A 25,585-nucleotide genomic window follows, 5' to 3' on the forward strand; every position below is an offset into this window, starting at 1 on the left:
GGTTTTTACGAATTTACGCAATAAGCTCCGGGTTTAACAAAAGTTTTAATGCAGTAGTTAAATCAGTTGATTTTTCCTGAAACCAAAAATCAGCTCGTCAAAATATTCGCCATTTTTAAAAATAGTGGCTTTTAATTTTGCCTCGAAAACAAAACCTGCTTTTTTCAAAACCTGTTGCGAGGCCAGGTTGGTATGCGATGTCCGTGCGAAAATCCTTTCGATATCGAACGTTTCAAAACCATATTTCAGCATTTCTTTCACTGCTAACGGAACAATGCCTTTGCCCCAATGTTCTTCGGCAATCCAATAGCCCATTTCGGCACTTTTACTGTAAATATCGGCCAGCTGGTGCACACCTATTGATCCGATTACCTCGCCGTTATACTCAATGGCTTTAATTTGTAAAGGGTTGTGGCTTAAAGCGAGTTGAATAAAAGCTTCCCCATCTTTTTTCTCGTATGGAAAAGGGAATTTATTGGTTAAATATTTCGAAATGTTGGAGTTATTGGCGTGTTTAACCAAACTTTCAACATCACCGGGCTGGTAAGGACGTAAAGTTAGCTGCATTGAGTTACGATTTATCTAGATGAGGTACTATTGTAACTTTTCAATAAAAATAAAGTCAGAAATAAAATGGTTTTATGCTACACTTCAATCAATTTGAAAAATCTTATTTCGATCATCTTGTTTTAAAGATAGATAATATTAAGCTCCCGGAAGGCATTTTCTGGATAAAAGGGAGCAATGGTGCCGGAAAAAGTACGTTATTGAAAGCGATTGCCGGAATATTATCTTTTAAAGGAGAAATCGCGATTGGCACCGTTTATTTAAAAAATCACGGTGTTTCTTATCGGAAAATGGTCAATTTTGCCGCTGCCGAGCCGTTATTTCCTGAATTTTTAAGCGGAGCAGAGATGATCGCCCTTTTTGCAAAAGCCAAGGGCGCTATTTCTGGTCAGGCTGAGCACTTAATTACCGGTATTGGAATGCAGGATTATATCAACAATCCCTTAAGTTCCTATTCCAGCGGTATGCTGAAAAAACTTTCGCTGGTGCTGGCTTTCCTGGGGAAACCAAAATTGATTTTGCTGGATGAACCTTTAAATACCATCGATGCAGAATCTCTTGAGGTATTGTACCGCTGGATTAATGAAAAGCATGAGAAAGAAAGGATTAGTTTCATCTTATCGTCGCATCAGCCTTTAGATGCATTAAAACTGCCCGGACTTAAACAGATTAATATTGAGGATAAAAAATTAACCCTAAACTTTTAATGTTTCCACTTTCGAATGTTGCTTTAAGGAAAATATTTGTAGATGGGTTTTACCGTACCCATGCAGGTATGCTGGTGTTTGTTTTTGTGATGCTGATCAGTTACTGTTTGTTCATTAATACCTTAGGCACCGTCATGCCTGATCAGATCGATTTCTGGCAGTTTTTCTTTACCATTAGTTTGGTTAGCAATCCGTTAATTATGGCTTTTTATCTTGTGGCGAGCGTATTGTATGCCTATAAAAGCTTAAAATATGTATTTAACCAACTTGCCTTGCCCCAACAGGAGTTTTTATACTACAGTTTTACGTCATCTTCAAAAAAGCAACAGTTTCTCAGGTGGTGCGCGGTATTGGCTTACATATTTATTCCGGTTTGGTGCTATACTTTGTATGCCATAATGATTGGGTTAGTATTTGGTTTTTATCTTATTTCTATTGGGATTTTGTTCTTTCAGCTGATGCTGATTATTGCAGGTGCTTATATCATTCTAAAAGAAAGTAATCGTTTAATTGAAAGCAGTAAACCCAACTGGCTAATCAGAGTAAGCCGGAAATGGAATAAACCTGTGTTTTTATTGTATAGCTTTCAGGTTTTTAACCAATCCAAACTGGCCTATTTATTAACCAAAATGCTTTCGTGGGTATTGATTTCGAGTGTTTTTATGCTTTTTTCAGATCTGGAAGATAATTTCAGGTTACTCATGCTTATAACTTCCTGCATTGTTGTGGCCCATGTTGTGCTGATTTATCAGGAAAAAATTTTTAATGACCGTTATTTGTCCTTTTTGCCAAATTTTCCATTCTCAAGGGTAAAAGTATTTTTTGGCTTCTGCTTAAACTATCTTATTTTATTATTGCCCGAAATATGCTGGATGACTACGCGTTTTGGCTCATTAATTTCACTCGAATTAGTCGCATTTGCTTTTTCCGCTATCCTTTTATTTAGAAATTTGCTTCTGCTGAATGAGATTCAGGTTAAAGGATTTTTAACAGGTGTTTTTTGCCTGTTTTTCCTTTTTTATGTATTTATTATGTTTGGTTTAGGCTTAATGTTAATTCCACTAAATATTGTTGTGGCTTGGTTAGTATTTAAGCGAAATTATTTGAATGATAATGGTTTAGGTATTTATTGCGATGAGTTTGCAAAATGTCGTCATTTCGAGCGGAGTGCAACGCAGTCGAGAAATCTATCTTGAGATAGATCTCTCCACTCCACTGCGTTTCGGTCGAGATGACGCCGCTTTTCTATTAAATTTTGTCTACTGTTGTGTCTATCAGAGCCTTTGTTTGTCTAAAAAAGAATTCCGATATATGTTTTCCTTCCTTAAATATTAGCAAATACAAAGTTTAACCTGGCAAGTTCCGTTTTGATTTGGTTCATGCCGATTAAACCACCCGACATACCGCTTGATTGCTGAAAAATATTGACGGTTAGTCCGCCATCATCACCTGGTGCCATGGTTACGCTAAATTTATAATAAGTTACAAAAGCCCCAAGTAAAAGACGTTTAATGCGACTGCCTTTTTCTAAGATTAGATTTCCGAACTGATCATGAGTAACGTTATAACCTTGCTGTTCCATCAGCTCAGTTATTTTTTTTGTCATTTCCTCTACGGAAACATTTTGGTATAAATTCGAAATCAGTCCATCAACAGTTTGAAGGTTTTTTACAAAAAGCGCCATATTATTTATCGTTTGGGATTATTTTAATTCGTCTAATACCTTAAACAACTTTTTGTTAATACTGTTTCCGCTATAATTATTAATATTGATTACCACTACATATTTGTTACCAGCGGCATCGGTATGGTAACCTGCAAATGCCGAAACATCATTTATGGTTCCGCTTTTAATTTTCATACCATTATATTCTGGCAATGCCTTTAGGTAATCCGGGAACCAATTTTCTTTCTGGATCTGAAAAAGCACGCTGGCCATTGCCGAGGTAGTAATTCTGTCACCCGGAGACAGTCCGCTGCCATCAATAATGTTCAATGCAGTTCTGTCAATGCCCTTATCTGCCCAAAAATTGATCTCCGTTTCAGCACCTTTGCTTGTGGTACCCACTTTGCCCGATTTTAATGCAATGGTTTTTAAAAGTGATTCGCCATATAAATTGATGCTTTTCTTTAAAAACCAGTAGGTAATCTCGCTCAAACCTGGTGAGCTGATGGTGCTTATTTTTTGTGTAACAGATGGAATTACCTGATTGTTTAAAGTCATTAACCTTGCCGTTGTAGCCTGCTGACCTGTCGAAATCCCCAGTCTTTTCAAGGTGTCCTGCAAACGATAAGCGCAATCAAAAGCAGGGTCGGGGAGGGCTATAGAAATACCCGTTTTGGCAATGCCTATTCCCCAGCTTCCGCGGAGGTAAGCGGTATTGCTATAAGGAGGTAAAAAAGCATAAGCGCGGTCACCAGAACCCGAACTGCCGGTTCTGAGTTCATTTACAATCTGCAAATAAGGTGTTGCCGGAACTGTTTTCACAACTTTTACTTCATCTGTTGTACTGTTTCCCGGTTTTAAATGGATGTCGAATTGATTTTCGCGCCACGCCAAACCCGAAGTTCCTGCGCCATAATAATTGCCAATATCCTGCCAAACCCAGCCTTCGGGTGTGGTTTGGGTACCGAAAATGCGGTCGTCGCCAATTATTGTACCTTCAATTTTTTTAATGCCTGCAGTTTTTATGGCTGCAACCCAGGTACTTAAAACTACATTTTCTTTATTTTGATAACGCCACGAACCCAAAGTTGGGTCGCCGCTACCGATAATGATCAGGTTGCCTTTTAATGTTCCATCTGTGCTAATTGTTCCGGTATAGGCCAAAGTAGTTTGAAACTGGAAATCTTTTCCTAAAATACTGAAAGCTGTGGCTGCAGTAATGGTTTTAAGGGTTGAAGCCGTGGCCAGACCAATCTGCTCATTTTTGGCAAATAGTGTTTTGCCGGTATTGGCATCTAAAACACAAAGTGAAACAATGGCGTGTTTTGCCTGCTCATCATTTAACAGGTTATTAAAAGCTTTTTCTATGTTTTGGATTCTATTTTGAGCGTTTGCTGAAATTGTTAGACACAGCGATAGAGACAATATTTTAAAAAATTTCATTATTTGCAGGTGATTATTTTATATCAGGAAACTGGTATAGTTGGCTTTATTTATAACGTACGTTTCATTTGTAGAATATGCATCTAAAAAAGTTGAAGGAAACTTTACTTTTTTATTTGCGTTCCACTTAATCTCTATGGCATTTATTTTTCCATCAACTTCTTCTATTAAATCAATTTCCTGTTGTTGGAAACTGCGCCAGAAATAATATTTCGCATGTTTTCTTTTGTTATTACTGGCTTTTATATATTCAGATACAATATAATTTTCGAACAACTGACCTGCATCCTGTCGTAAGTTGAGCGTGCTGAAATTTTCGATTACTGCATTTCGGATTCCTGTATCATAGAAGTATATCTTTTTGCTTTTTTTAATTTCGTTCCGCAGGTTACTGCTGTAAGCACCTAGCCTAAATACCACGAAACACTGCTCTAAAAGATCGATGTAACGCTCAACGGTGAGTTTATCGGCTTCGATCATTTGTCCAAGTTCGGTGTAAGAAACTTCGTTCCCAATCTGTAAAGCCAATGCCTGCACCAGCTTTTCAAGTTGTAAAGGTTTACGGATGCCTGTAAGCGACAGGATATCCTTGAAAAGATAGCTGTTGGCGAGGTTTAATAAGAGTTCCTTTTCTTCTCCGGGATAATTGATCGCGTCGGGATAAGCACCATAAACTAATCTTTTTTCTAAAGCCTGTTCTTCAGTAAGCACATTAGTGTCTTCAATAAGTTCTGCAACTGAAAAAGGGTAGAGGTGATATTCGAATTTTCTTCCCGTTAACGATTCTTTGATACCCACAGCCAGATCTAATGATGAAGAACCGGTAACCAACAACTGAATATCAGTAAAGCTATCTACAATCAGTTTTAAAGTTAAGCCAATGTTGGTAACACGTTGAGCTTCGTCGATAAAAATGATTTTGTTCGGACCAATGATTGATTTAAGCCTTTCGATACTGATATCGGTTAAGGTGGCCCGTACGTTTGCCTCGTCACAATTCAAAAATACAAAGGGCAATTCTGTTTTTTTTACAACTTGCTTTAACATAGTAGTTTTACCCACTTGCCTTGCCCCGGTGATAATAATGGCTTTTTGCTTAAAAAACTTGGACTTAATGTGATCCTGCAGATCCCTGATAATCATCTCATAATATTTGCTATACTCAAATTTAGTAAAATTATCTTCTAATCACTAAATTATATATAATTTAGTGATTACGATCTCTTTTTTATATGTAATTTAGTGATTATGATCCCTGAATTAAATGTTTTGATATTTATAAATCAGCCATTAAACAACTTATTACGTTTAATTTCTTTTCCCTGCCTTAATTTAATTGCGTGGTAAAAGCTGGGTACATCATTTGTCCATTTTTTGAGGGTGATAACAATGGCGAGTATTTCTATTCTGGTTACTACGCCGATCCAAAAGCAAAGCTCAAATAACACTACAGATTCACAATGAACCATAATTTCGACTAAAGTAGCGAATATGGTCAACGTCCAGATTTTAGCGCCAATAGAATGCGTAGCAATTTCCTTTTTGAATTTAAAATAGCTTAATACATAAGTTGAAGCTTCAAAAGCACCAAGGACAATTAGTTTAACAAGGTTGGTTTTAAAGAAATCGGGGCACTGGATATAAGTGGCAACCGCTACTGAAATAAAAAATACCTGATCGATCCCTGAATCCAGGCGCCTTAACTTTTCGGAAGAGATATTGAGCTTACGGGCGATGATGCCATCGAAAACATCGGTTAATAACCCAATGGATAATAAGGTAATGGCCAAAAAGGAATAATGGGCAACATGGAAAACACTTAATAAAATAATTCCAAAACCAATAAGTAACCTGGAATAAATTAAAGCGATTGGAATATGTTTCATTGTTAGAGCGCATAAAAAAGAGAATGTATCATAATAGTTTCTCTAAATTTGTCACGTTGAGTCACTCGAAACGCCTTAGACGAAGTTCTGGCAGGGTCCTTCGACAAGCTCAGGATGACATTCTGTATTATAATACATTTTATAAAAAAGCCCCCCGATTTTACATCGGGGGGCTTGTATTTTATTGATTAAACCAATTCTTTCTGAATCAGGTATTCGGCAATCTGAACGGCATTGGTTGCAGCGCCCTTGCGTAAGTTATCGGCAACAATCCAAAGGTTTAATGCTTTAGGTGCTGATTCATCTCTACGGATACGGCCTACAAAAACTTCATCTTTTTCATGGGCATCTTTCGGCATTGGGTATTTCAAGTTGGCTACATCATCGACAACAATTACACCTGGTGCTTTTTCTAAGATGCTGCGCACTTCAGCTAAATCGAAATCATTTTCGAACTCAATGTTAACCGACTCAGAGTGACCGCCCATTACCGGGATACGAACCGTTGTAGCGGTAACTTTAATGTTATCGTCGCTCATAATTTTGTTCGTTTCCTTAACCATTTTCATTTCTTCTTTGGTATATCCGTTTTCGGTGAAAACATCGATATGCGGAAGAACGTTTAAGTCGATTTCGTATGGATAAGCTTTTGGGCCGTCAATGCCTTTACGCTCGTTCATTAATTGCTCAACCGCTTTAACACCTGTACCGGTAACCGATTGGTAGGTAGAAACCACTACACGTTTAATTTTGTATTTATCGTGCAAAGGTTTTAAAACCACCACCATCTGGATAGTAGAGCAGTTTGGATTGGCAATAATTTTGTTATCGATAGAAAGTTCGTGTGCATTAACCTCTGGTACAATTAATTTAATTGCAGGATCCATTCTCCATGCAGAAGAGTTGTCGATAACCGTTGTTCCGGCCTCTTTAAAACGTGGCGCATGCTCTAATGAAGTATTTCCACCTGCTGAGAACAAGGCGATATCAGGTTTCATGCTAATTGCAGTATCCATGCTAACAATTGGGAACTTCTTACCCTTAAAAGTAATTTCCTTACCAACACTCTTTTCTGATGCTACAGGAATTAACTCTGTTAAAGGGAAATTTCTTTCCTCCAATACTTTTAACATGACAGTGCCAACCAATCCGGTTGCACCTACTACTGCTACTTTCATTTTAATTTTTTTTATATTATTAATTATTTGATATGAGCCCAAATATGCTAAAAATTAAGCTTATATCCCTATTGTTACCAATTAAATTTGCTTTTAATATTTGGAATTTTAAGTTTTCGATAGAAAATATGGTGAGCAAAGACTTCCGAGGTTTTGTTGGGGCGGGTACCACCAACTTCGGAAGTCTGGGACGAAATCTATAAAGTTGGTATTTAGTGATGTTTTTGTTTTGGAAAGCAGGTTCAGTGCCTATCGGTTACGAAAGTCCTGCCATCCGCTTTATCCCGATGAAAAATCGGGATGCCCGCTGCTGTCAGGTTTAGATAACCTAGGTCTGTAACCCTAGCGCAAAATATGACTAACGAATTAAAGGTTTGATGTTTTGAAGATAGATCTCTCCATTTCGCTATGCTTCAGTCGAGATGACGATAAGCGCGGAAAAACCTCGCCGGTTTGAGAACCATGCGAGGTTTGGAGATAAAATTTAAATCAAACTTGCTTTGATATAATCGCAGCTTGTTTTGATCGAGCCAATCGGATCCGGCTGATAATTATTTTCGTGCTCTACAAAGAAATGCTGCATGCCGGCTAATTTGGCCTGTGCAAAAATGGTTTTGAAATCAATTGATCCTTTGCCCACTTCGGTGTTTAACTCTGGTTTCGCTTTGTCCATGTCTTTTACGTGCCACATCGGGAAACGGCCCGGATATTTCTTGAAAAGTGCCAGCGGATCGTTACCTGAACGAACTACCCAATATAAATCCATTTCGAAGTTAACGAGGTTTTTATCGGTTTCACTCAAATAGACATCGTAACCGGTAGTATCGCCGAGATTTTTAAATTCAAAATCGTGGTTGTGGTAGGCAAATTTTAAACCAGAAGCTTTTACAATTTCAGCCACCTTGTTAAAATCGCTTGCCGTTTTTTTGAAACCGTCTGCACCCTTGCTCATATCAACATGTGCACCGGCAATGGTAAAATACTTACCACCAATTGCAGCTGATGATTCGATATCAGCCTTTAATCTATCGGCATTCCCGGTTTTTACGAAATCATCCATGTGGTAATGACCACTTGGTGCTTTTAAACCATTGGCGTCAAGTAAAGCTTTAAATTCCTTTGGTGTTAAACCCCAGAATTTTCCGTTAGCAAATCCATAGGTTTCCACTTCCTTGTATCCGGCTTTTGCTACTTTTTCGATAATACCTTTAACATCTTTTGGCAATTCATCGCGTAGGGTGTACAATTGCAAACCAACATTTTTGCTTACTTTATCAAAAGCAAATGATGGGATTAGTAAAGCCGCACCGGCTGCTAATCCTGCCTGTTTTAAAAATGTTCTTCTTGAATTCATCGCTTAAGATTTAAATAATTTCTTTTTTAATAAATGCACAGCTTGCGGTAACAGAACCAAGCGGATTTGGCTTGTAATTGGTTTCGTGCTCAACGAAGAAATGTTTCATGCCCGAAAGTTTTGCCTGGGCAAAAATAGGTTTGAAGTTGATAGAACCTGTTCCGACTTCTGCATTTAATGCCGGATTGGCTTTGTCCATATCTTTAACATGCCACATGGTAAAACGGCCCGGATTTTCTTTAAATAATTTAATCGGATCGTTGCCCGAGCGTATTACCCAATACAAATCAAGCTCGAAATCAACAAATTTTTTGTCGGTTCCTTTTAGCAGGATTTCGTAGCCCGTGGTATCACCATGTTTTTCGAATTCGAAATTGTGGTTATGGTAAGCCAATCTAATCCCTGCAGCTTTTGCCATTTTACCGGCTTCATTAATTCTAAGGGCAATTTTTTTATAGTCATCAGCATTTTTTCTGATGCTATCGTCTAACCAGGGAATGGTTACATATTCGCTCCCAAGTACTTTTGCTGCTGCAATTGCCGCTTTTAATTCTGTGGTATTTCCGTCGGCCAGGTAGGTGCCTAAACCGTAGTGTCCGCTTGGTGCTTTTAAACCATTGGCATCCAACAATGCTTTAAATTCTTTAGGTGTTAATCCCCAAAACTGATCTTTTATAGAAAAACCATAAGTTTCAACTTCTTTAAAGCCTGCTTTTGCCACTTTGGCAATGGTTCCTCTAACATCTTTAGGAAGCTCGTCCCTTAAAGAATATAACTGTAAGCCTACTACTTTTTTATCAGGAGCAAAGGCCAAAGATGGAACCAAAAGTGCTGCCGCTGCAGCCATACTAGAGTTTAGTATAAAACTTCTTCTTGATATCATAGGTATAGTTTTAAATGTCGCAAATGGCAACGGCCTTTTTTAACGAGGCTATTTTATCAGCGTTTTTAGGTATAAATTCTTGTGCAACAAAACCCTTAAATCCGGTTTCAGCAATGGCTTTCATAATGGCCGGATAATAAAGTTCTTGTGTATCATCAATTTCATTTCTACCCGGAACGCCAGCGGTGTGGTAATGTGCAATGTACTGATGGTAATCTCTGATATTCCTGATTACATCACCTTCATCAATCTGCATGTGGTAAATGTCGTATAGTAACTTAAAGTTTTCAGATCCTAGACGTTTGCAAAGCTCAGCTCCCCACGAGGTCCTGTCGCACTGGTAATCTTTATGGTTGAGTTTACTGTTTAATAACTCCATTACCAGAACAACATTGTGTTTTTCGGCCAGTGGCATCAATTGTTTCAGTCCTTTAACACAATTGTTCCAACCCGTTTCATCATCTTTGCCACGGCGGTTTCCGCTAAAACAGATGAGGTATTTATATCCGGCTTCGGCAACCAGCGGAATCATTGCCGTATAATTCTGGATTAACTTTTCGTGGAATTTTTCGTCGTTAAAACCATCGACCAGATTAATCTCCGCACCATTGCACATGGTCGATTCAAGTCCGTGTTTTTTTAAGGTAGGCCAGTCTTTTGGGCCAACTAAATCGATGCCTTTAATGCCGATTTTTTTTGCTTCGATGCAAAGTGTTTCTACGTCTAAACTGCTAAAACACCACCGGCAAACCGCATGGTTAATATTTCCTTTTAGGCTTAACGGCTGATCTGATTCTGGTTTATCCATTGCTAATGCTGAAAATCCTGAAGAAACACCAATCGCAGCAGTTCCTGCGATGATGTTCTTTAAAGCATTTCTTCTATTTAGTTTCGAGGCCATTTTAAACTGCTTTAGCTTCTATTTCAGATTTGGTTTTATCGTTGAACAGCAGGGCGAATAATAAGAACACTGCCGCAGCAATTCCAGCCGGGATAATCCAAACCATTTTCCAATCGGTTACATCACCGGTTTTGTACATGTCGGTAATTAATCCGGCTACTTTAAAGCCGATTAACATGCCCACGCCATAAGTTGCAAGCGTGATGATACCCTGCGCCGCACTTTTGAATTTTTCTCCCGCTTTTGAATTGGTATAAATCTGACCAGAAACAAAGAAGAAATCGTAACAAACGCCGTGAAGGGCAATTCCAATAATTAACATGAAACTCAGGTTGCCTGCATTGCCATAAGCAAACAGCACATAACGTACGGCCCAGGCCAGCATACCTACGATAATGGTTTTCTTAAAGCCATATTTTGAAAAGAATACCGGAATAGCCAATAAAAATAATGCTTCGGAAACCTGGCCTATGGCCATTTTGCCAGTTGGATTGGAAACTTTGATGTCTGCAAGGAAAAGACCTGCATTCTGGTAATAAAATGCTAATGGAATACAGATCAGGATAGAAGAGATGAAGAAAACAGCGAAATTTTTGTCTTTCAGCAATTTTAATGCGTCTAATCCTAAAATGTCGCCAATTTTTATTTTTTCATCTTTAGCAACTTTTGGAGGAGTTGCAGGTAAAGTAAAACTAAACAGGCCTAATACCAAAGATGCGATACCAGCCATTAAAAAGGTACTTTTCAATAATCCTGCCTGAATGCCTTCGGGAGAATCCCAGTGAAATGCAAAACTGATTAATAAACCGGCAATGATCCAGCCGATGGTACCAAATACCCTGATGTTTGCAAATTCTTTTTCTGCATCTTTCATTTGGTTAAAAGAAACCGAATTAACCAATGCAAGGGTTGGCATGAATAAAATCATGTACGCTAAAACGTAAGGATAAAAAACACTTACATCCGGTGCATTATACATTTGATACATTAAAACAGCACCAATAATGTGTAATACCCCTAAAATTCTTTCAGCGTTAAAATACCTGTCGGCGATAAGGCCTATGATAAAGGGGGCAATTATGGCGCCCCATGATTGGGTTGAAAATACAGACCCAATTTCAGAATTGGTTGCCTTTAAGTTGGTGTTTAGGAAGGCTCCTAAAGTTACAAACCATGCGCCCCAGATAAAAAATTCCAGAAACATCATGGCAGAGAGTTTAAAGCGAGTAGTGCTATTCATTTGGCTAGTAATTATGTAAAATGATTAAGGTAAGAGGGATGATGGAAACGTATCCCCAAACTCATCTTACAATGTTATAATATTTTATGTGGATTTGGTAAGAGGGATTTTGTAATTCACATTATACAGCTTCCCTCTTACATTTTCCATTTTAAAATTCTTTTAAAGATGTTTTATTCCAAACACCATTAGATTTAATAAGAGGGGTTTGCAATTCACATGATCCATCTTCCCTCTTACATTTTCCGTTTTTATAGTTCTTTTATCGAAATGTTTTTATACCAAACTTCATCTCCGTGATCTTGTAACGCAATTTTACCGGTTTTAAAGGTTCCCCAGTTTTCCCATGTTGCAAATTTGCTGCCTGCAACAATTTTTTTCCAGTTATCATCCCAAAGGGTAGTTTTTACAACCTCAACGCCATTTAAAATTAAAGTTAAATTACCTTTTTTACTAATAATTTCTGCTTTATTCCATTGGCCAACAGGTTTAACGGGCTCAGATGAACTTTTTACAAGGTCGTAAAGATCACCAGCACGGTGTTTGGTGATTTTTCCGTCAGGGTGACCATCGTTATCGATAACCTGCATTTCTAAACCTGTAGAATAGGTAGCATGGTATTTAGGCTCTTCGTGTACATAAAAAATTAAACCGCTGTTGGCTTTTGGAGCTACTTTCCATTCATATTTTAAATGGAAATCGCCATATTCTTTATCGGTAACTAAATCGCCACCGCCATCAGTGCCTTTTTTTGCTAAATCTAAATGTAGTGCACCATCCTGAACCTGCCAGCCGCTACCAACCGTAGTTTTGTTATAGGTATGCCAGCCTGTTGTAGTTTTACCATCAAACAGTGGTTTAAAGCCTTTTTGAGCTTTAGATATTTGCGTAACTGCTAATACAATCATAGCAGAAAGGAAGATTTTTTTCATATTTTTTGAATTAAACCTCGTAGGGTTTTGGAACCTGCGAAGTTTGTGAATGTGTTTTATTAAAGAGTTAAATTGTTCCAGCCTTTGCGGTATTCGCGTTTTACAAACTGGTTTGCTTCATCGAAATTGGTTACTTTCATGTTGTCATTATCCCAAAGCATTTTAGTGTACCTGCCCGGATAAGTAACTTTGCCATTTACGGTTTTCTGGATATCGAAACTTCTGATCGCTAAATTAGCCATCAATAAGGCTTCGGTTAAAGGACCTGCAATTTCGAATGGCGAACTTACTTCCTGTTTTCCATAACCTGCTATTGCTGCTTCTACCCATTGCTTATAGTGTCCGTTTGCACCATCTGGTACGCGGGCATATTTTGGGGCAACTTTGATATCCTTGTTTTTGCTTAGCGGCAATAATTTCGGATTAGCGCTATAGGTTTCAGACATCATTTTGCCTTTTGTCCCGATAAACAGGGTACCGTTACCGCCATCGCCAAAAGTTTCGTTTGCTTCTAATTCTTCCGGACGTTCGGGCTGGATACCACCGTCCATCCAGTGTAAAGTAACATCACCTTTGGTTTTATTCGTTTTAGGGAATTTTAAGGTAACATGGCTTGACGGAGGGCAGCTTTCAGGGAAGTAACCGCGTTTAAATTCGTCAACATAAACAGAACCCACACTGGCTTCTACTTCTTTGGCATACTTTAAATTTAACACGCTGAAAGGCGCTTCGATTAAGTGACAGCCCATATCGCCCAATGCACCGGTTCCGTAATCCCACCAGCCGCGCCAGTTAAAAGGAACCAGTTTATCAACGAAATCTTTTTCGGGAGCAGTTCCCAGCCATAAATTCCAGTCTAATTCTTTAGGGATCTGGGCTTTTTGGGTAGGCCATGGAATACCCTGCGGCCAAACCGGACGGTTGGTCCAGGCGTAAACGGTATGAACATCACCAATTAGGCCTGCTTCGTACCATTCTTTCATCTGGCGCGGACCATCGTTTGATGCACCCTGATTTCCCATTTGGGTAACCACTTTATATTTTTTGGCGGCAGCAGTTAAGATACGTGCCTCATAAATATCGTGTGTTAAAGGTTTTTGTACGTAAACGTGTTTGCCCAACTGCATGGCAGCCAAAGCCTGGATGGCATGGTTATGATCGGGGGTTGAAACAGAGACAGCATCGAAGTTTTTATGTTCTTTATCGAGCATTTCGCGCCAGTCTTTATAGTATTTAGCCTTAGGAAAAGCTTTTACACTATTGGCAGCACGGCGATCGTCAACATCGCATAAAAAAGCAATATCTGCTTTTCCGCTTTTGTTGAACATATCTAAATCGCTCTGGCCTTTGCCGCCAACACCAATGCCGGCAACCAGTAAGCGATCGCTAGGTGCCAAAAAACCTTGTCCGCCCAATACATGGCGGGGCACGATCATAAATGCTGCGGCAGCGATTGCCGAAGTTTTAATAAAATCACGGCGGTTACTCGTGTTTTTATTTTCTTGCTCTGTTTTCATAGTAGTAAATCGATTTGCTAAGTTGGTTAAAATTATTTTTTAAGGGATAAAATGTACTTTACCATTAATTTTGCATCGTCTTTTTTAAGGGTCGCGTGGGCAGTCATTGGCATATTGCCCCAAACGCCGGTACCTCCTTTAATAATTTTATCGGCCAACATATTAATGTTTTTCTCAGTAGCCGGATATTTTTTTGCAATATCTATGTAAGCAGGACCGATAATTTTGTTGGTTTTGTTGTGGCAGCCCAAACAGTCATTTTTATTGATCAGTTTTTCGCCCGGATTTGATTGAAAAGCAGTGTGATTTGTCATTGTTGCTGTGGCAACTACGGTTTTCTCTCTTGCTAAATCTGCTTTTGAAAATGAAGCCATAAAAATGACTACAGCGCCTAAAATTAAAAATGTTTTTTTCATGTCTTGTGTGTTGTTTTGTGTTTTGTTAATCTTTTAATCCTAATATTCTTTTATTGAAAGCGCTATCACTGCCTGATGCTGCAAAATCATCAAATGCCTTATCTGTTACGTTGATAATATGCTTTTTGATAAATTCTGCACCTTCGCGGGCACCATCTTCCTGGTTTTTAATACAGCATTCCCATTCCATAACGGCCCAGCCTTTAAAATCATATTGTGCCAATTTACTAAAAATGGTTTTAAAATCAACTTGTCCATCTCCGGGTGAGCGGTAACGGCCGGCGCGGTTAGCCCAGCTTTGGTAACCACCAAAAGTGCCTTGTTTGCCTGTAGGGTTAAATTCTGCGTCTTTTACATGGAAAGCTTTGATGCGTTCGTGGTAGAAATCGATGTACTGAATGTAATCCAATTGTTGCAGCACAAAGTGTGACGGATCATACAATAAGCATGCCCGCGGGTGATTATTTACTGCGGCAAGGAACATTTCGTAGGTTTCGCCATCAAATAAATCCTCTCCGGGGTGTATTTCATAGCAAACATCAACACCACACTGGTCGAACTCATTTAAGATCGGTGTCCAGCGTTTAGCCAGTTCAGCAAAACCTTCTTCAACCAATCCGGCAGGGCGTTGTGGCCACGGGTGGAAATATTGCCATAAAAGTGAACCGCTAAATGTTGCATGTGCGTTTAAGCCCAAATTTTGAGAAGCTTTTGCGGCATATTTCATTTGTTGTACAGCCCATTCTGTTCTTGCTTTCGGGTTTTTATGCACTTCTTTTGGTGCAAATGCATCAAAAAGGTCATCGTATGCCGGGTGTACGGCCACCAGCTGACCTTGTAAGTGGGTAGAAAGCTCAGTGATTTCTAAACCATAGGAAGCAATTTTTCCTTTCAGTTCGTCAGCATAAGTTTTGCTTTCAGCCGCTTTTTGAAGATCAATAAATCTTGTATCGAGCGTTGGCATCTGGATGCCTTTAAAACCTAACCCCGCTGCCCATTCGCAAATGTTTTCTAAAGAATTAAATGGTGCTTCGTCGCTTATAAATTGTGCTAAAAATACTGCTGGTCCTTTTATCGTTGTCATACCGGAAGGTTATAGTTTATAATCGTGCCATTTTTGATCTGATTGACTGGAAGCCACTACATTTTCGATAAATGCCATTCCTCTTACGCCATCTTCTACACCTGGAAAATCCAGCATTTCTGCAGTAGGCTGCTCATTATTTAGCTTTGCATTTACGGTTAACGCGAAGTTTTTGTAAATATTGGCAAATGCCTCTAAATAGCCCTCAGGGTGACCGCCAGGTGTACGGGTATTGTGCTGTGCGAAACTGCCCATATAACCGTTACCGGTTCTGTAGATCTGTGCAGGAGCGTTCAACCATCTTACAATCATGGTGTTTGGTTCCATCTGGTGCCATTCCAGGCCACCTTTTTCGCCGTAAACCCTGATTTTTAGAGCATTTTCTTCTCCCGCAGCAATCTGCGATGCCACAAGAACACCATTACTTCCATTATCGAATTTTAACAGTACGTTACCATCATCATCAATGGCTCTGCCCGGTACCACAATATTTAAATCGGCACATATTTTTGTGATTTTTAGTCCTGAAATGTACTCTGCAAGGTGTGCGGCATGTGTGCCAATATCGCCCATGCTACCGCTTTTTCCGGTTTTAGACGGATCGGTGCGCCAGGCGGCCTGTGCATTGCCTTCGCGTTCTGATAGGGTACTTAACCAGCCTTGAGGATATTCAACTACAATTTTACGGATGGCACCTAAAGCACCTTCACTAACCATTTGTTTGGCTTGTTTAACCATCGGGTAACCCGAATAGGTGTGGGTTAAACATAATGTTAAGCCTGTTTCTTCAACTTTTGCTTTCAGCTGTTTTGCTTCTTCTAAAGTTAAAGTCATTGGTTTTTCGATTACCACATTAAAACCTTTATCCAAAGCCATCATAGCAGGGGCAAAGTGGGCAAAATTTGGGGTTACTATGGTTACGAAATCGATTCTTTCATCTGCCGGCAATTCACTTTCCTTAGTCAGCATTTCTTCGTAATTGGTGTAGATCCTGTTATCAGGAAGGAAAAGCAATTTTCCAGATTCGTACCCGATTTCAGGGTTTACACTTAAAGCTCCGGCAGATAATTCGATTAGGCCATCCATATTGGCAGCCAAACGATGTACGGCACCGATAAAGGCGTCTTTTCCACCGCCTATCATGCCCATTCTTAATTTTCTTTTCATTGTTGAGGTATGGGGCATAGGGCTAAAGGCTTAGGGCATAGGGTAATTAAACTCTACACCTTAAACCTTTTACCTTAAACCTTTCTAGATATTCTTTTTCTTTAATTCTTTAACAGCATAATCGCAGGCACGTGCAGTTAGCGCCATAAATGTTAACGATGGGTTTTGACAGGCGATTGATGGCATACAAGATCCGTCGGTTACGAAAACGTTGTTCACTTCGTGCATCTGGTTCCATTTGTTCAATACAGACGTTTTTGGATCGTTACCCATCCTTGCAGTACCCATTTCGTGGATCGCCATACCCGGATAACAGCCATTATCATAAGTTTTGATGTTTTTCATGCCTGCTTTTTCTAACATTTCGGCAGCATCATTCATCATATCCACACGCATTTTTTTCTCGTTCTCTTTGTATTCGCAATCAATGGCCAATACCGGCTGTCCCCATTTATCTTTTTTGCTATGATCGATGTAAACCTTGTTTTCGTAGTAAGGAAGCATTTCTCCGAAACCGCCCAAACCCATGGTCCATTTGCCTGGTTTGGTCATTTTCTCTTTCAAATCTGCACCGAACGACAATTCAGCCACATCGCTTTGCCAGTTGGCCCTGCTTGCACCGCCCTGATATCCGAAACCACGTAAATAATCGCGTTTATCGTTTCCGATGTTCTGGTACCTCGGCACGTAAATTCCGTTTGCACGGCGGCCATAGGTGTATTTATCGTCGAAACCTTCTGCTTCGCCGGATGCGCCGCAACGGAAATGGTGATCCATTAAATTGTGACCTAACTGACCACTTGCATTACCTAAGCCATTTGGATGGGCTTCTGATGTTGAATTTAATAGAAGGAATGTAGAACCTAATGTAGAACCATTTACAAAAACAATTTTAGCATAAAATTCCATTGTTTTGTTGGTTTGTGCATCAATTACCATTACACCTTTAGCTTTCTTCGTATCCTTATCATAAATAATATGGTTTACGATAGAATACGGGCGTAAGGTTAAACGTTTCGTAGCCATAGCCGCAGGCAGGGTAGAAGATTGTGTACTGAAATAAGCGCCAAACGGACAACCGCGGCTACATAAATTTCTGTACTGGCAATTACCACGGCCTTTATGGGGTACCGTTAAATTGGCTGTACGGCCAATCATAATGATCCGCTCTCTTTTATAGTGTTCTTCTACACGTGCTTTTACCGATTTTTCTACAATGTTTAAATCCATTGGAGGTAAAAACTCCCCGTCAGGGCAGGTAGGCCAGTTTTCTTTTGAACCGCTGATTCCGGCAAAACGTTCTGCATAATCGTACCATGGCGAAAGTTCGGCATAACGAAGCGGCCAATCTACACCATGACCATCTTTTTTATTATCCTCAAAGTTATGATCGCTTAAGCGGTAACTCTGGCGGCCCCACATTAATGATTTTCCTCCAACATGGAAACCACGGTACCAATCGAAACGTTTATCTTCGGTGTATGGGCATTCTAAATCGTTTACCCACCATTTTTCGTTTGCTTCCTGATAAGGATAATCTCTTTTTTGTACTGGGTGGGTACGTTTTTGCTCTTCGGTTAACCTGCCTGCATGTTTAAAATCCCATGGATTTTTCATGGCAGTTTCGTAACCGGTAATGTGCTCAATGTTCATTCCTCTTTCGAGCATCAGTACACGTAAGCCTTTCTCTGTAAGTTCTTTTGCAGCCCAGCCGCCACTTATCCCCGATCCTACTACAATAGCATCGTAAGTATTTTCTGCTTTTAAATCTGTATTTAAATTCATGATGTTTTGTTGTTGAGGTTAGAAATTAGGTTGCCCAAGATCTTTGGCCTGGCTTTAAAGGTGCGTTACCATCGTATCGGCCCGGGATAAGCACATATTCGCGTGCTTTAGTGCAACCAATCTCTGAAGAATAATAACCGAGCAGCGTTAAATCCCTTGCAGTGATGAAAAAGTAAGTCAGGTCTTTGTTTTCTTCTGATTTACTTTCTTTTTGTGCAAGTGCGATTGTTCTTAAATCGATCATCAATTTTTTGCGGTCGGCTGGTGTTAACGTGATGTAGCTTTTACCGAAATCTTTCATTGATTTTGCCTGAAGATCTTTAAAACCCTTCGCAAATGAGGTTTGCATCTCAGCAGGGTAACAATCTTTCATCATCATCGGAATAAACTTACCTAAACCTGCGGCTTTGGCACCGGCAGATGTTTTGGTAGTCGGGACAATAATATCGGCAAATTCGGCAAAAATCTTTTCATCTTCCAGCGAATAATTCACAAAGTTTTTTTCGTTTTCAGGGAGCGTAAAACTTTCAAATAAAACGCCCATTGTACTTGCGGAAATTGCTCCTCCCAGCAAGAATGCAACGTTTTTAAGTGCTTCTCTTCTGTGCATCGTCTTTATGGTTTTATATATTGGTTATATATGTGTTGAATTAGTAATATTAGAAAAAATATAGCGTAAACAATAAATTTTTGCCGTTAAATTATTTTACTGCAATGCGATTGTTACCGAATAGAATTGTTCTAAATAAATAGTTTTTTCTTACTTTATTGTCGTTTAAAGCAAGATTTTATTAGCAATTTACTTGGTGTAAAAAGTACATTTAGTATAGGTGAGCAGCTTATTTACTAATAAATCCGTAAAGCGGGCTTTATGAAGGGGAAATTCTGCCTAAAGCAGGGTCTTTTTTGATATAATTCTAAATTCGGCGTTTGGCAATTTAAGATCAACTACCAATGATCCAATTAAAATTTTCAAAATCTGGCGACCGGTTTAACAATTCAACAATCACACCATTCACAATTAACCAGTTTAAACAATTTATACAGTTAACCTTTTTAACAATTCAGCAATCTAACAATCGCACCATTCACCAGTTTAAACAATTTATACAGTTAACCTTTTTAACAATCACCAATCTAACAATCGCACAATTAACCAATTCAAACAATTTATACAATTAACCTTTTAACATTTCAGCCATTCAACAATTAATTAACAATTAGCGATTAACAATTAACCAATTTAAACATTTAACCGGTTAACCATTCTTCATTTTATCTCATTTTTTTACCTTTGCTCAATCTCAAAAAAATTATGCAAGAAAAAATTGTTGTCTTAGGCTCTAACGGGCAAATTGGTACCGAGTTGGTAACCATGTTACGTAAAATATATGGTGATGATCATGTAGTTGCATGCGATATACGCAGGCCTGATTACGACATCAAAAACTCTGCACCGTTTGAATTTGTGAATGTGCTGGATAAAGAAATGATCAATGGTATTTTCCATAAATACAGACCAACACAGGTGTACCTTTTAGCAGCTTTACTATCGGCAACAGGTGAGCAAAACCCTAAACTGGCATGGGATTTAAATATGAATGGTTTGCTGAATGTTTTGGATTTGGCTTTAGAATATAAAACGGCGAAAGTATATTGGCCAAGCTCTATCGCTGTATTTGGCCCGAATTCGCCTAAAGATAATACCTCGCAATATTGTGTAATGGATCCCAATACCGTTTACGGAATCAGTAAACTGGCCGGAGAGCGTTGGTGCGAATATTATAATCAAAAATACGGGTTGGATGTACGCAGTATCCGTTATCCGGGCTTAATCAGCTGGAAAGCAGCTCCAGGTGGCGGTACAACAGATTATGCGATCCACATTTTCCACGATGCGCTGAAAAAAGGAAGTTACCAGAGTTTTTTAAGTGCTGAAACGGAATTACCGATGATGTATATGGATGATGCGATCCGCGGAACCATCGAACTGATGGATGCGCCGGCAGATCAGATTTCGGTACGCAGCAGTTATAATTTCGCCGGGGTAAGTTTTACACCAGAGGTTTTGGCAGCTGAAATCAGAAAACATATTCCGGAATTTACCTTAACTTACGCGGCTAATGACCCCCGCCAGCAGATTGCAAACAGCTGGCCACGTTCTATCGACGATAATTATGCTGCAAAGGACTGGGGATGGAAACCAGAATTCGATTTATCGAAACTGACAATTGACATGTTAAATAATTTAAAAAAATAATATTTTGGTTAACTGTTTAAATCGGTTAATTGTTTAAATCGTTGCATGATGCAGTTAACCGATTTGGGCAATTAAACAGTTAACCAATCAGAACTAAAACAATGGGAAGAGCATTCGAATTTAGAAAAGAGAGAAAATTTAAGCGTTGGGCCAAAATGGCGGTTCAGTTTACGCGTATTGGTAAAGATATCGTAATGGCAGTAAAGGAATCGGGGCCTCATCCGGAAACCAACTCGCGTTTACGTACGGCAATGCAGAATGCAAAAGCAGTAAACATGCCTAAAGATAGGGTAGAAGCGGCTATTAAACGTGCTTCTGATAAATCGATGGCCAATTATGAGGAGATTGTATATGAAGGTTATGCGCCTCACGGTGTTGCAGTTTTAATTGAAACAGCTACTGATAATACCAACCGTACAGTGGCCAACGTTCGCAGTTATTTTAACAAAACTGATGGCTCTTTGGGTAAAACCGGATCATTGGATTTTGTTTTTAACCGTAAATCTATTTTCCGTTTTGTACCGGCTGAAGGTTTGGATCTGGAAGAGCTGGAGTTCGAACTGATTGATGCGGGTTTAGAGGAACTTTATGTAGAGGCTGATGAAGAAGGAAACGATATTGCAGTTGCACAAGGTGCCTTCGAAAACTTTGGTTCTTTGCAAAAAGCTCTGGAAGAAAAAGGTATTGAATTAAAAAGTTCAAAACTGGAGCGTATTGCTTTATCTCACCACGAGGTTACCGAAGAGCAGGCAGCCGATGTACTTAAACTGATTGACAAGTTAGAGGAAGATGATGATGTGCAGGCGGTTTATCACAATATGGCTGAGTAATAGCAATTATCGTAATTATATAAAGGTCCTGGTGGTAACATCGGGACTTTTTTTTGTAATAGTGTCGTCATCTCGACTGAAACGCAGTGGAATGGAGAGATCTATCCCGAGATAGATTTCTCGACTTCGCTGCACTCCGCTCGAAATGACGACGTGATATTACCTCTTATGCGAAAACAACCAGCTTAATAACTCCGGTTCTGCAAATGTGCTATCCCAGCTGTTGTGGTTGGCATTTGGGTAAAGGGTAAATTTCACTTCATCACCTACAGTTTTTAAGCGCTCGGCAATGGCAATAGAGAATGCCGGATCAACAATGTCGTCTTTTGCACCATGGAAAATCCATAACGGTACTTTCTGATATTTTTTAATGTTATTGGTATTGTCACCGCCACAAATGGCAATGGCAGCTGCAAATTTACGGCGCTCTCTTCTTAGCAGCTCATAAGTACCCATAGCCCCCATTGATAAACCACCAACATAAACCTGATCTTTGTTTACATAAGGCTTTTTAAGGAAGTTTTTAACCATTCCCTGTAAAGCATGCATCACTTTAGTCGGTTTGCCACCTTCTACAAAACTGATTTTTCTTTTTCCGCTGGCATCTTTTTCAAAATTGGCATTGGCCCAAAAATCGTTCTGCGGACACTGCGGAAAAACTACAATGGCAGGGAAATTTTTGCGTACATCAGGTTTTAAGAACAGTTTTCCACCATGCACCAGCTGACTGGCATTATCATTTCCTCTCTCTCCACTTCCGTGCAAAAAGAACACGATCGGGTATTTTTGGTCGGGATTAAAGTTTTCCGGGAAGAGTATTCTGTAGTAAATAGAATCCTTTCCTTTGATATAACTTCCCTTATCATATTTTTTAAAATCCTGAGCACTTAAAAAGAGTACTGAAAAAAGAATGCAGATGGTTAAAAAAATCTTTTTCATCCGTTTTATATTATTTTTTAATGGTGATGAGGCCATCATGATTTGTTATTTCAAGATGTGTATTGGTAAATCATAATGGTTTCATGCAACAAAAATAGGAAACCCTGGCTACTTTACAATAGCGCAGGGTTCGTAACCTAACCAAAAGATTTTTTATTTTAGTGTGAATGATGCTTCTTTTACATCACGTGAGTTTGTACCGATAAATACTTTAAAATCACCGGGTTCTGCTACAAATTTCAGGTCTGAATTGTAAAATTTAAGGTCGTTCTCCGAAATGTTAAAAGTGATCGTTTTACTTTCGCCGGCTTTTAAACTTACCTTTTGGAAACCTTTTAATTCTTTAACGGGGCGGGTAATGCTGCCCACAAGATCCTGAATATACAATTGAACCACTTCTTTACCTTCATATTTACCTGTATTGCTCAAAGTAACCGATGCCGTGATTGATTTTCCTTTGGTTAAGGTATTCGAGCTCAATTTAACATCACTATAGTTAAAGGTGGTGTAACTTAGGCCAAAACCGAATGGATATAATGGATCGTTGCTCACATCTAAATAATTGGAACGGAATTTCTCGAACCATTTACCTTCTGCCAATGGGCGACCGGTATTTTTATGCGCATAATATAATGGCACCTGACCTACATTTTGAGGAAAAGTGGTACTCAGTTTACCTGATGGGTTAACATCACCAAAAAGTACATCGGCAATGGCGCTTCCAGCCTCGCTTCCAGGGAACCAAACATTTAAGATGGCCGGAATATTTTCCTGTTCCCAGTTTAATGCCAGCGGACGGCCAGTAAACAAGACTAAAACAACCGGTTTACCGGTTTTAGCCAATGCTTTTAACAGGTTCTTCTGTGTTTCAGGAATTTGAATGTCGGTTACACTGCTGCTTTCACCTGTAAATTCAGAACCTTCGCCAATTGTAGCCACAATTACATCCGATTTTTTTGCCACTTCTAAAGCTTCTTTGATCATTTCGGCTTCTGTACGTGGATCGCGTTTGTAAGTAGGGTTGTGGATGTTTACATAACGATGTTCCATGGTAGAATCGGCCAGGAAATTGGCACCGCGGGCAGTTAAAACTTTCGCATTATTACCCAAAGCATTTTTTAAACCTTGTAACACGGTAACCGATTGATCGAAAAGGGCAGCAACACTCCATGTACCATACATGTTAGCCGTATTATCGGCCAGTGGACCGATTAAACCAATCGTGCCTGATTTTTTAAGTGGAAGTAAATTGTTGTTGTTTTTTAACAGCACAAAGCTTTCGCCGGCAACTTCGCGGGCAACCTGGCGGTTAGCGGGACTAAAAACCTCTTTTTCTGCTCTTTCGGGGTTACAAAATTTATAAGGATCGGTAAACAGGCCTAATTTATATTTTGCCTGAAGCACCAACCTGCAGGCCCTGTCGATCTGCGCGATACCAACTTTTTTCTCGGCCAGTGATTTTTTTAAGGTACCCAAAAATCCTTCACCAACCATATCCATATCAATACCTGCATTTAAAGCCAATGCCGAAACGGTTTGTAAGTCGCCCATGCCATGTGCAATCATTTCAGGGATGCCTGTATAATCGGTTACTACGAAACCTTTAAAGCCCCACTGGTTGCGTAAAACATCGGTCATTAACCATTTACTTCCGGTTGCAGGGATGCCATCAACTTCGTTAAATGAAGCCATAACACTGGCAGCTCCGGCATCAACTGCGGCTTTGTATGGTGGAAAATATTCGTTGTACATGCGTACTTTGCTCATGTCGGTGGTATTGTAATCTCTACCAGCCTCGGCAGCACCATAAAGGGCATAATGTTTTACACAGGCTAAAATCTCGTTATTGGCCTGTAATTTACCTTGATAACCTTTTACCATAGCAGCTGCAATCTGCGAACCTAAATAAGGGTCTTCTCCACTTCCTTCTGAAATACGTCCCCAGCGCGGATCTCTTGAAATGTCAACCATAGGAGAGAAGGTCCAGTTGATGCCGCTTGCGCTGGCTTCTATTGCTGCCACACGTGCTGATTTTTGCACACTTGCCATATCCCAGATACAACTTACGCCTAATGGAATAGGAAATATCGTGTTGTAACCATGGATCACGTCCATGCCAAAAAGCAACGGAATTTTCATACGGCTGTTTTCTACCGCGATTTTTTGCACAGCTTTGATCTTATCTACTCCCTTGATGTTAAATAAACCACCAACTTGTCCTTCCTTGATTTTTTTAGAAATGTCGCTGCTGTTGGCCTGTCCGGTGGTGATATCTCCAGAACTTGGCAAGTTCAGCTGACCAATCTTTTCCTCAACGGTCATCTTCGCCATCAGGTTACTGATGAAGGTATTCATCTTCGCTTCTTCCGCCGAAACAGGTTTTTTGGTTTGTGCTGATCCGTTCAGTACAAGCAGGGTTAAAAAAACAACCAGGATATTCGCTCTCTTCATTATATGTGTGTTTTATTTTTTATTCTTCAATTTTGCTGGCAAACTAAAATTGCCTTACGGTTTTATCGTATTTAATGTTGATCGTTACAACGATCGGTTATTTTCACGCTCGTTAGAAACGAGCGTGAGCTGTTTTTTTTACTTGCTGGCGCCCGTTTCTAACGAGTGCTTAATTAGCTTTACGATTCTGTCGTATTTACTGGTAATCGTTAAAAACGATTGGTTATTTTCACACTCGTTATAAACGAGCGTGAGCGCTTGTTTAATCGACCTTCCTCACGAACTGCTGGCGCTCGTTTCCAACGAGCGCTTAAATAGCCATACGATTCTATCGTATTTATATTACATTACAAACGATCAGTTATTTCTACGCCCGTTA

General features: G+C 39.5%; 23 protein-coding genes. 4 read left to right on the forward strand and 19 right to left on the reverse strand.

The genetic code is table 11. The features are described 5' to 3' along the window. Positions 1-57: 57 nt before the first annotated feature. Positions 58-567 (reverse strand): GNAT family N-acetyltransferase, encoded by a 510-nt coding sequence (locus tag ABD769_RS19230; RefSeq protein WP_344852982.1) that lies wholly within the window; start codon positions 565-567, stop codon positions 58-60. Between the two features lie 74 nt (positions 568-641). Here ABD769_RS19230 and ABD769_RS19235 point away from each other — a divergent pair, with 74 nt between their 5' ends. Together ABD769_RS19235 and ABD769_RS19240 are read left to right on the forward strand one after the other, a co-directional pair. Continuing rightward, positions 642-1,274, forward strand: a complete 633-nt coding sequence (locus tag ABD769_RS19235; protein WP_344852983.1) for an ABC transporter ATP-binding protein — start codon at positions 642-644, stop codon at positions 1,272-1,274. Continuing rightward, positions 1,274-2,470 (forward strand): hypothetical protein, encoded by a 1,197-nt coding sequence (locus tag ABD769_RS19240; RefSeq protein ID WP_344852984.1) that lies wholly within the window; start codon positions 1,274-1,276, stop codon positions 2,468-2,470. Before ABD769_RS19235 ends, ABD769_RS19240 begins: the two co-directional genes overlap by 1 nt. 128 nt (positions 2,471-2,598) lie before the next feature. Here ABD769_RS19240 and ABD769_RS19245 read toward each other — a convergent pair whose 3' ends face one another. The 16 genes from ABD769_RS19245 to ABD769_RS19320 all read right to left on the reverse strand — a co-directional run bounded on the left by ABD769_RS19245 (position 2,599) and on the right by ABD769_RS19320 (position 19,336). Continuing rightward, positions 2,599-2,958, reverse strand: a complete 360-nt coding sequence (locus tag ABD769_RS19245) for a hypothetical protein (RefSeq protein ID WP_344852985.1) — start codon at positions 2,956-2,958, stop codon at positions 2,599-2,601. An 18-nt stretch (positions 2,959-2,976) separates the two neighbouring features. Beyond that, positions 2,977-4,383 (reverse strand): D-alanyl-D-alanine carboxypeptidase/D-alanyl-D-alanine endopeptidase, encoded by a 1,407-nt coding sequence (gene dacB, locus ABD769_RS19250; protein WP_344852986.1) that lies wholly within the window; start codon positions 4,381-4,383, stop codon positions 2,977-2,979. Between the two features lie 18 nt (positions 4,384-4,401). Further along, positions 4,402-5,526 carry an ATP-binding protein gene (locus ABD769_RS19255; protein ID WP_344852987.1) on the reverse strand — a complete coding sequence of 375 codons (1,125 nt, stop codon included), beginning with the start codon at positions 5,524-5,526 and terminating at the stop codon, positions 4,402-4,404. 140 nt (positions 5,527-5,666) lie between these two features. Beyond that, positions 5,667-6,269, reverse strand: a complete 603-nt coding sequence (locus ABD769_RS19260) for a CDP-alcohol phosphatidyltransferase family protein (RefSeq protein ID WP_344852988.1) — start codon at positions 6,267-6,269, stop codon at positions 5,667-5,669. A 188-nt stretch (positions 6,270-6,457) separates the two neighbouring features. After that, positions 6,458-7,447: an aspartate-semialdehyde dehydrogenase gene (locus ABD769_RS19265; RefSeq protein WP_344852989.1), complete on the reverse strand. Its 990-nt coding sequence runs from the start codon at positions 7,445-7,447 to the stop codon at positions 6,458-6,460. Between the two features lie 484 nt (positions 7,448-7,931). Further along, positions 7,932-8,801: a sugar phosphate isomerase/epimerase family protein gene (locus tag ABD769_RS19270; protein ID WP_344852990.1), complete on the reverse strand. Its 870-nt coding sequence runs from the start codon at positions 8,799-8,801 to the stop codon at positions 7,932-7,934. A 10-nt stretch (positions 8,802-8,811) separates the two neighbouring features. Next, on the reverse strand, positions 8,812-9,684 hold the full coding sequence (locus ABD769_RS19275; protein ID WP_344852991.1) for a sugar phosphate isomerase/epimerase family protein: 873 nt from the start codon (positions 9,682-9,684) through the stop codon (positions 8,812-8,814). A 10-nt stretch (positions 9,685-9,694) separates the two neighbouring features. Further along, entirely contained in the window at positions 9,695-10,585 is an 891-nt protein-coding gene (locus tag ABD769_RS19280) for a hydroxypyruvate isomerase family protein (protein ID WP_344852992.1), read from the reverse strand. Position 10,586: 1 nt separating this feature from the next. Next, complete coding sequence (locus ABD769_RS19285) at positions 10,587-11,825, reverse strand: nucleoside permease (protein WP_344852993.1); 1,239 nt, start codon at positions 11,823-11,825, stop codon at positions 10,587-10,589. Positions 11,826-12,076: 251 nt separating this feature from the next. Then, the gene (locus tag ABD769_RS19290; protein WP_344852994.1) at positions 12,077-12,757 is read right to left on the reverse strand and encodes a 3-keto-disaccharide hydrolase; all 681 of its coding nucleotides are present in this window, start codon (positions 12,755-12,757) and stop codon (positions 12,077-12,079) included. Between the two features lie 59 nt (positions 12,758-12,816). Beyond that, the gene (locus ABD769_RS19295) at positions 12,817-14,274 is read right to left on the reverse strand and encodes a Gfo/Idh/MocA family protein (RefSeq protein WP_344852995.1); all 1,458 of its coding nucleotides are present in this window, start codon (positions 14,272-14,274) and stop codon (positions 12,817-12,819) included. Positions 14,275-14,306: 32 nt separating this feature from the next. After that, complete coding sequence (locus tag ABD769_RS19300) at positions 14,307-14,690, reverse strand: c-type cytochrome (protein ID WP_344852996.1); 384 nt, start codon at positions 14,688-14,690, stop codon at positions 14,307-14,309. 25 nt (positions 14,691-14,715) lie between these two features. After that, the gene (locus ABD769_RS19305) at positions 14,716-15,774 is read right to left on the reverse strand and encodes a sugar phosphate isomerase/epimerase family protein (protein ID WP_344852997.1); all 1,059 of its coding nucleotides are present in this window, start codon (positions 15,772-15,774) and stop codon (positions 14,716-14,718) included. A gap of 9 nt (positions 15,775-15,783) precedes the next feature. Next, positions 15,784-16,941 (reverse strand): Gfo/Idh/MocA family protein, encoded by a 1,158-nt coding sequence (locus ABD769_RS19310; protein ID WP_344852998.1) that lies wholly within the window; start codon positions 16,939-16,941, stop codon positions 15,784-15,786. 84 nt (positions 16,942-17,025) lie between these two features. Beyond that, on the reverse strand, positions 17,026-18,726 hold the full coding sequence (locus tag ABD769_RS19315) for a GMC oxidoreductase (RefSeq protein WP_344852999.1): 1,701 nt from the start codon (positions 18,724-18,726) through the stop codon (positions 17,026-17,028). Positions 18,727-18,751: 25 nt separating this feature from the next. After that, complete coding sequence (locus tag ABD769_RS19320; RefSeq protein ID WP_344853000.1) at positions 18,752-19,336, reverse strand: gluconate 2-dehydrogenase subunit 3 family protein; 585 nt, start codon at positions 19,334-19,336, stop codon at positions 18,752-18,754. Between the two features lie 705 nt (positions 19,337-20,041). On the opposite strand from ABD769_RS19320, the gene ABD769_RS19325 reads away from it, so the two are divergent. Next, complete coding sequence (locus ABD769_RS19325) at positions 20,042-20,986, forward strand: NAD-dependent epimerase/dehydratase family protein (protein WP_344853001.1); 945 nt, start codon at positions 20,042-20,044, stop codon at positions 20,984-20,986. A 101-nt stretch (positions 20,987-21,087) separates the two neighbouring features. Next, on the forward strand, positions 21,088-21,816 hold the full coding sequence (locus ABD769_RS19330) for a YebC/PmpR family DNA-binding transcriptional regulator (RefSeq protein ID WP_025145740.1): 729 nt from the start codon (positions 21,088-21,090) through the stop codon (positions 21,814-21,816). A 159-nt stretch (positions 21,817-21,975) separates the two neighbouring features. Here the strand turns inward: ABD769_RS19330 and ABD769_RS19335 are convergent, their stop codons facing one another. Together ABD769_RS19335 and bglX are read right to left on the reverse strand one after the other, a co-directional pair. Then, the gene (locus ABD769_RS19335; protein WP_344853002.1) at positions 21,976-22,755 is read right to left on the reverse strand and encodes a carboxylesterase family protein; all 780 of its coding nucleotides are present in this window, start codon (positions 22,753-22,755) and stop codon (positions 21,976-21,978) included. Between the two features lie 153 nt (positions 22,756-22,908). After that, positions 22,909-25,206 (reverse strand): beta-glucosidase BglX, encoded by a 2,298-nt coding sequence (gene bglX, locus ABD769_RS19340; protein WP_344853003.1) that lies wholly within the window; start codon positions 25,204-25,206, stop codon positions 22,909-22,911. Positions 25,207-25,585: the final 379 nt, after the last annotated feature.

The organism is Pedobacter jeongneungensis (genome assembly GCF_039538295.1).
Taxonomy (GTDB): Bacteria; Bacteroidota; Bacteroidia; order Sphingobacteriales; family Sphingobacteriaceae; genus Pedobacter; species Pedobacter jeongneungensis.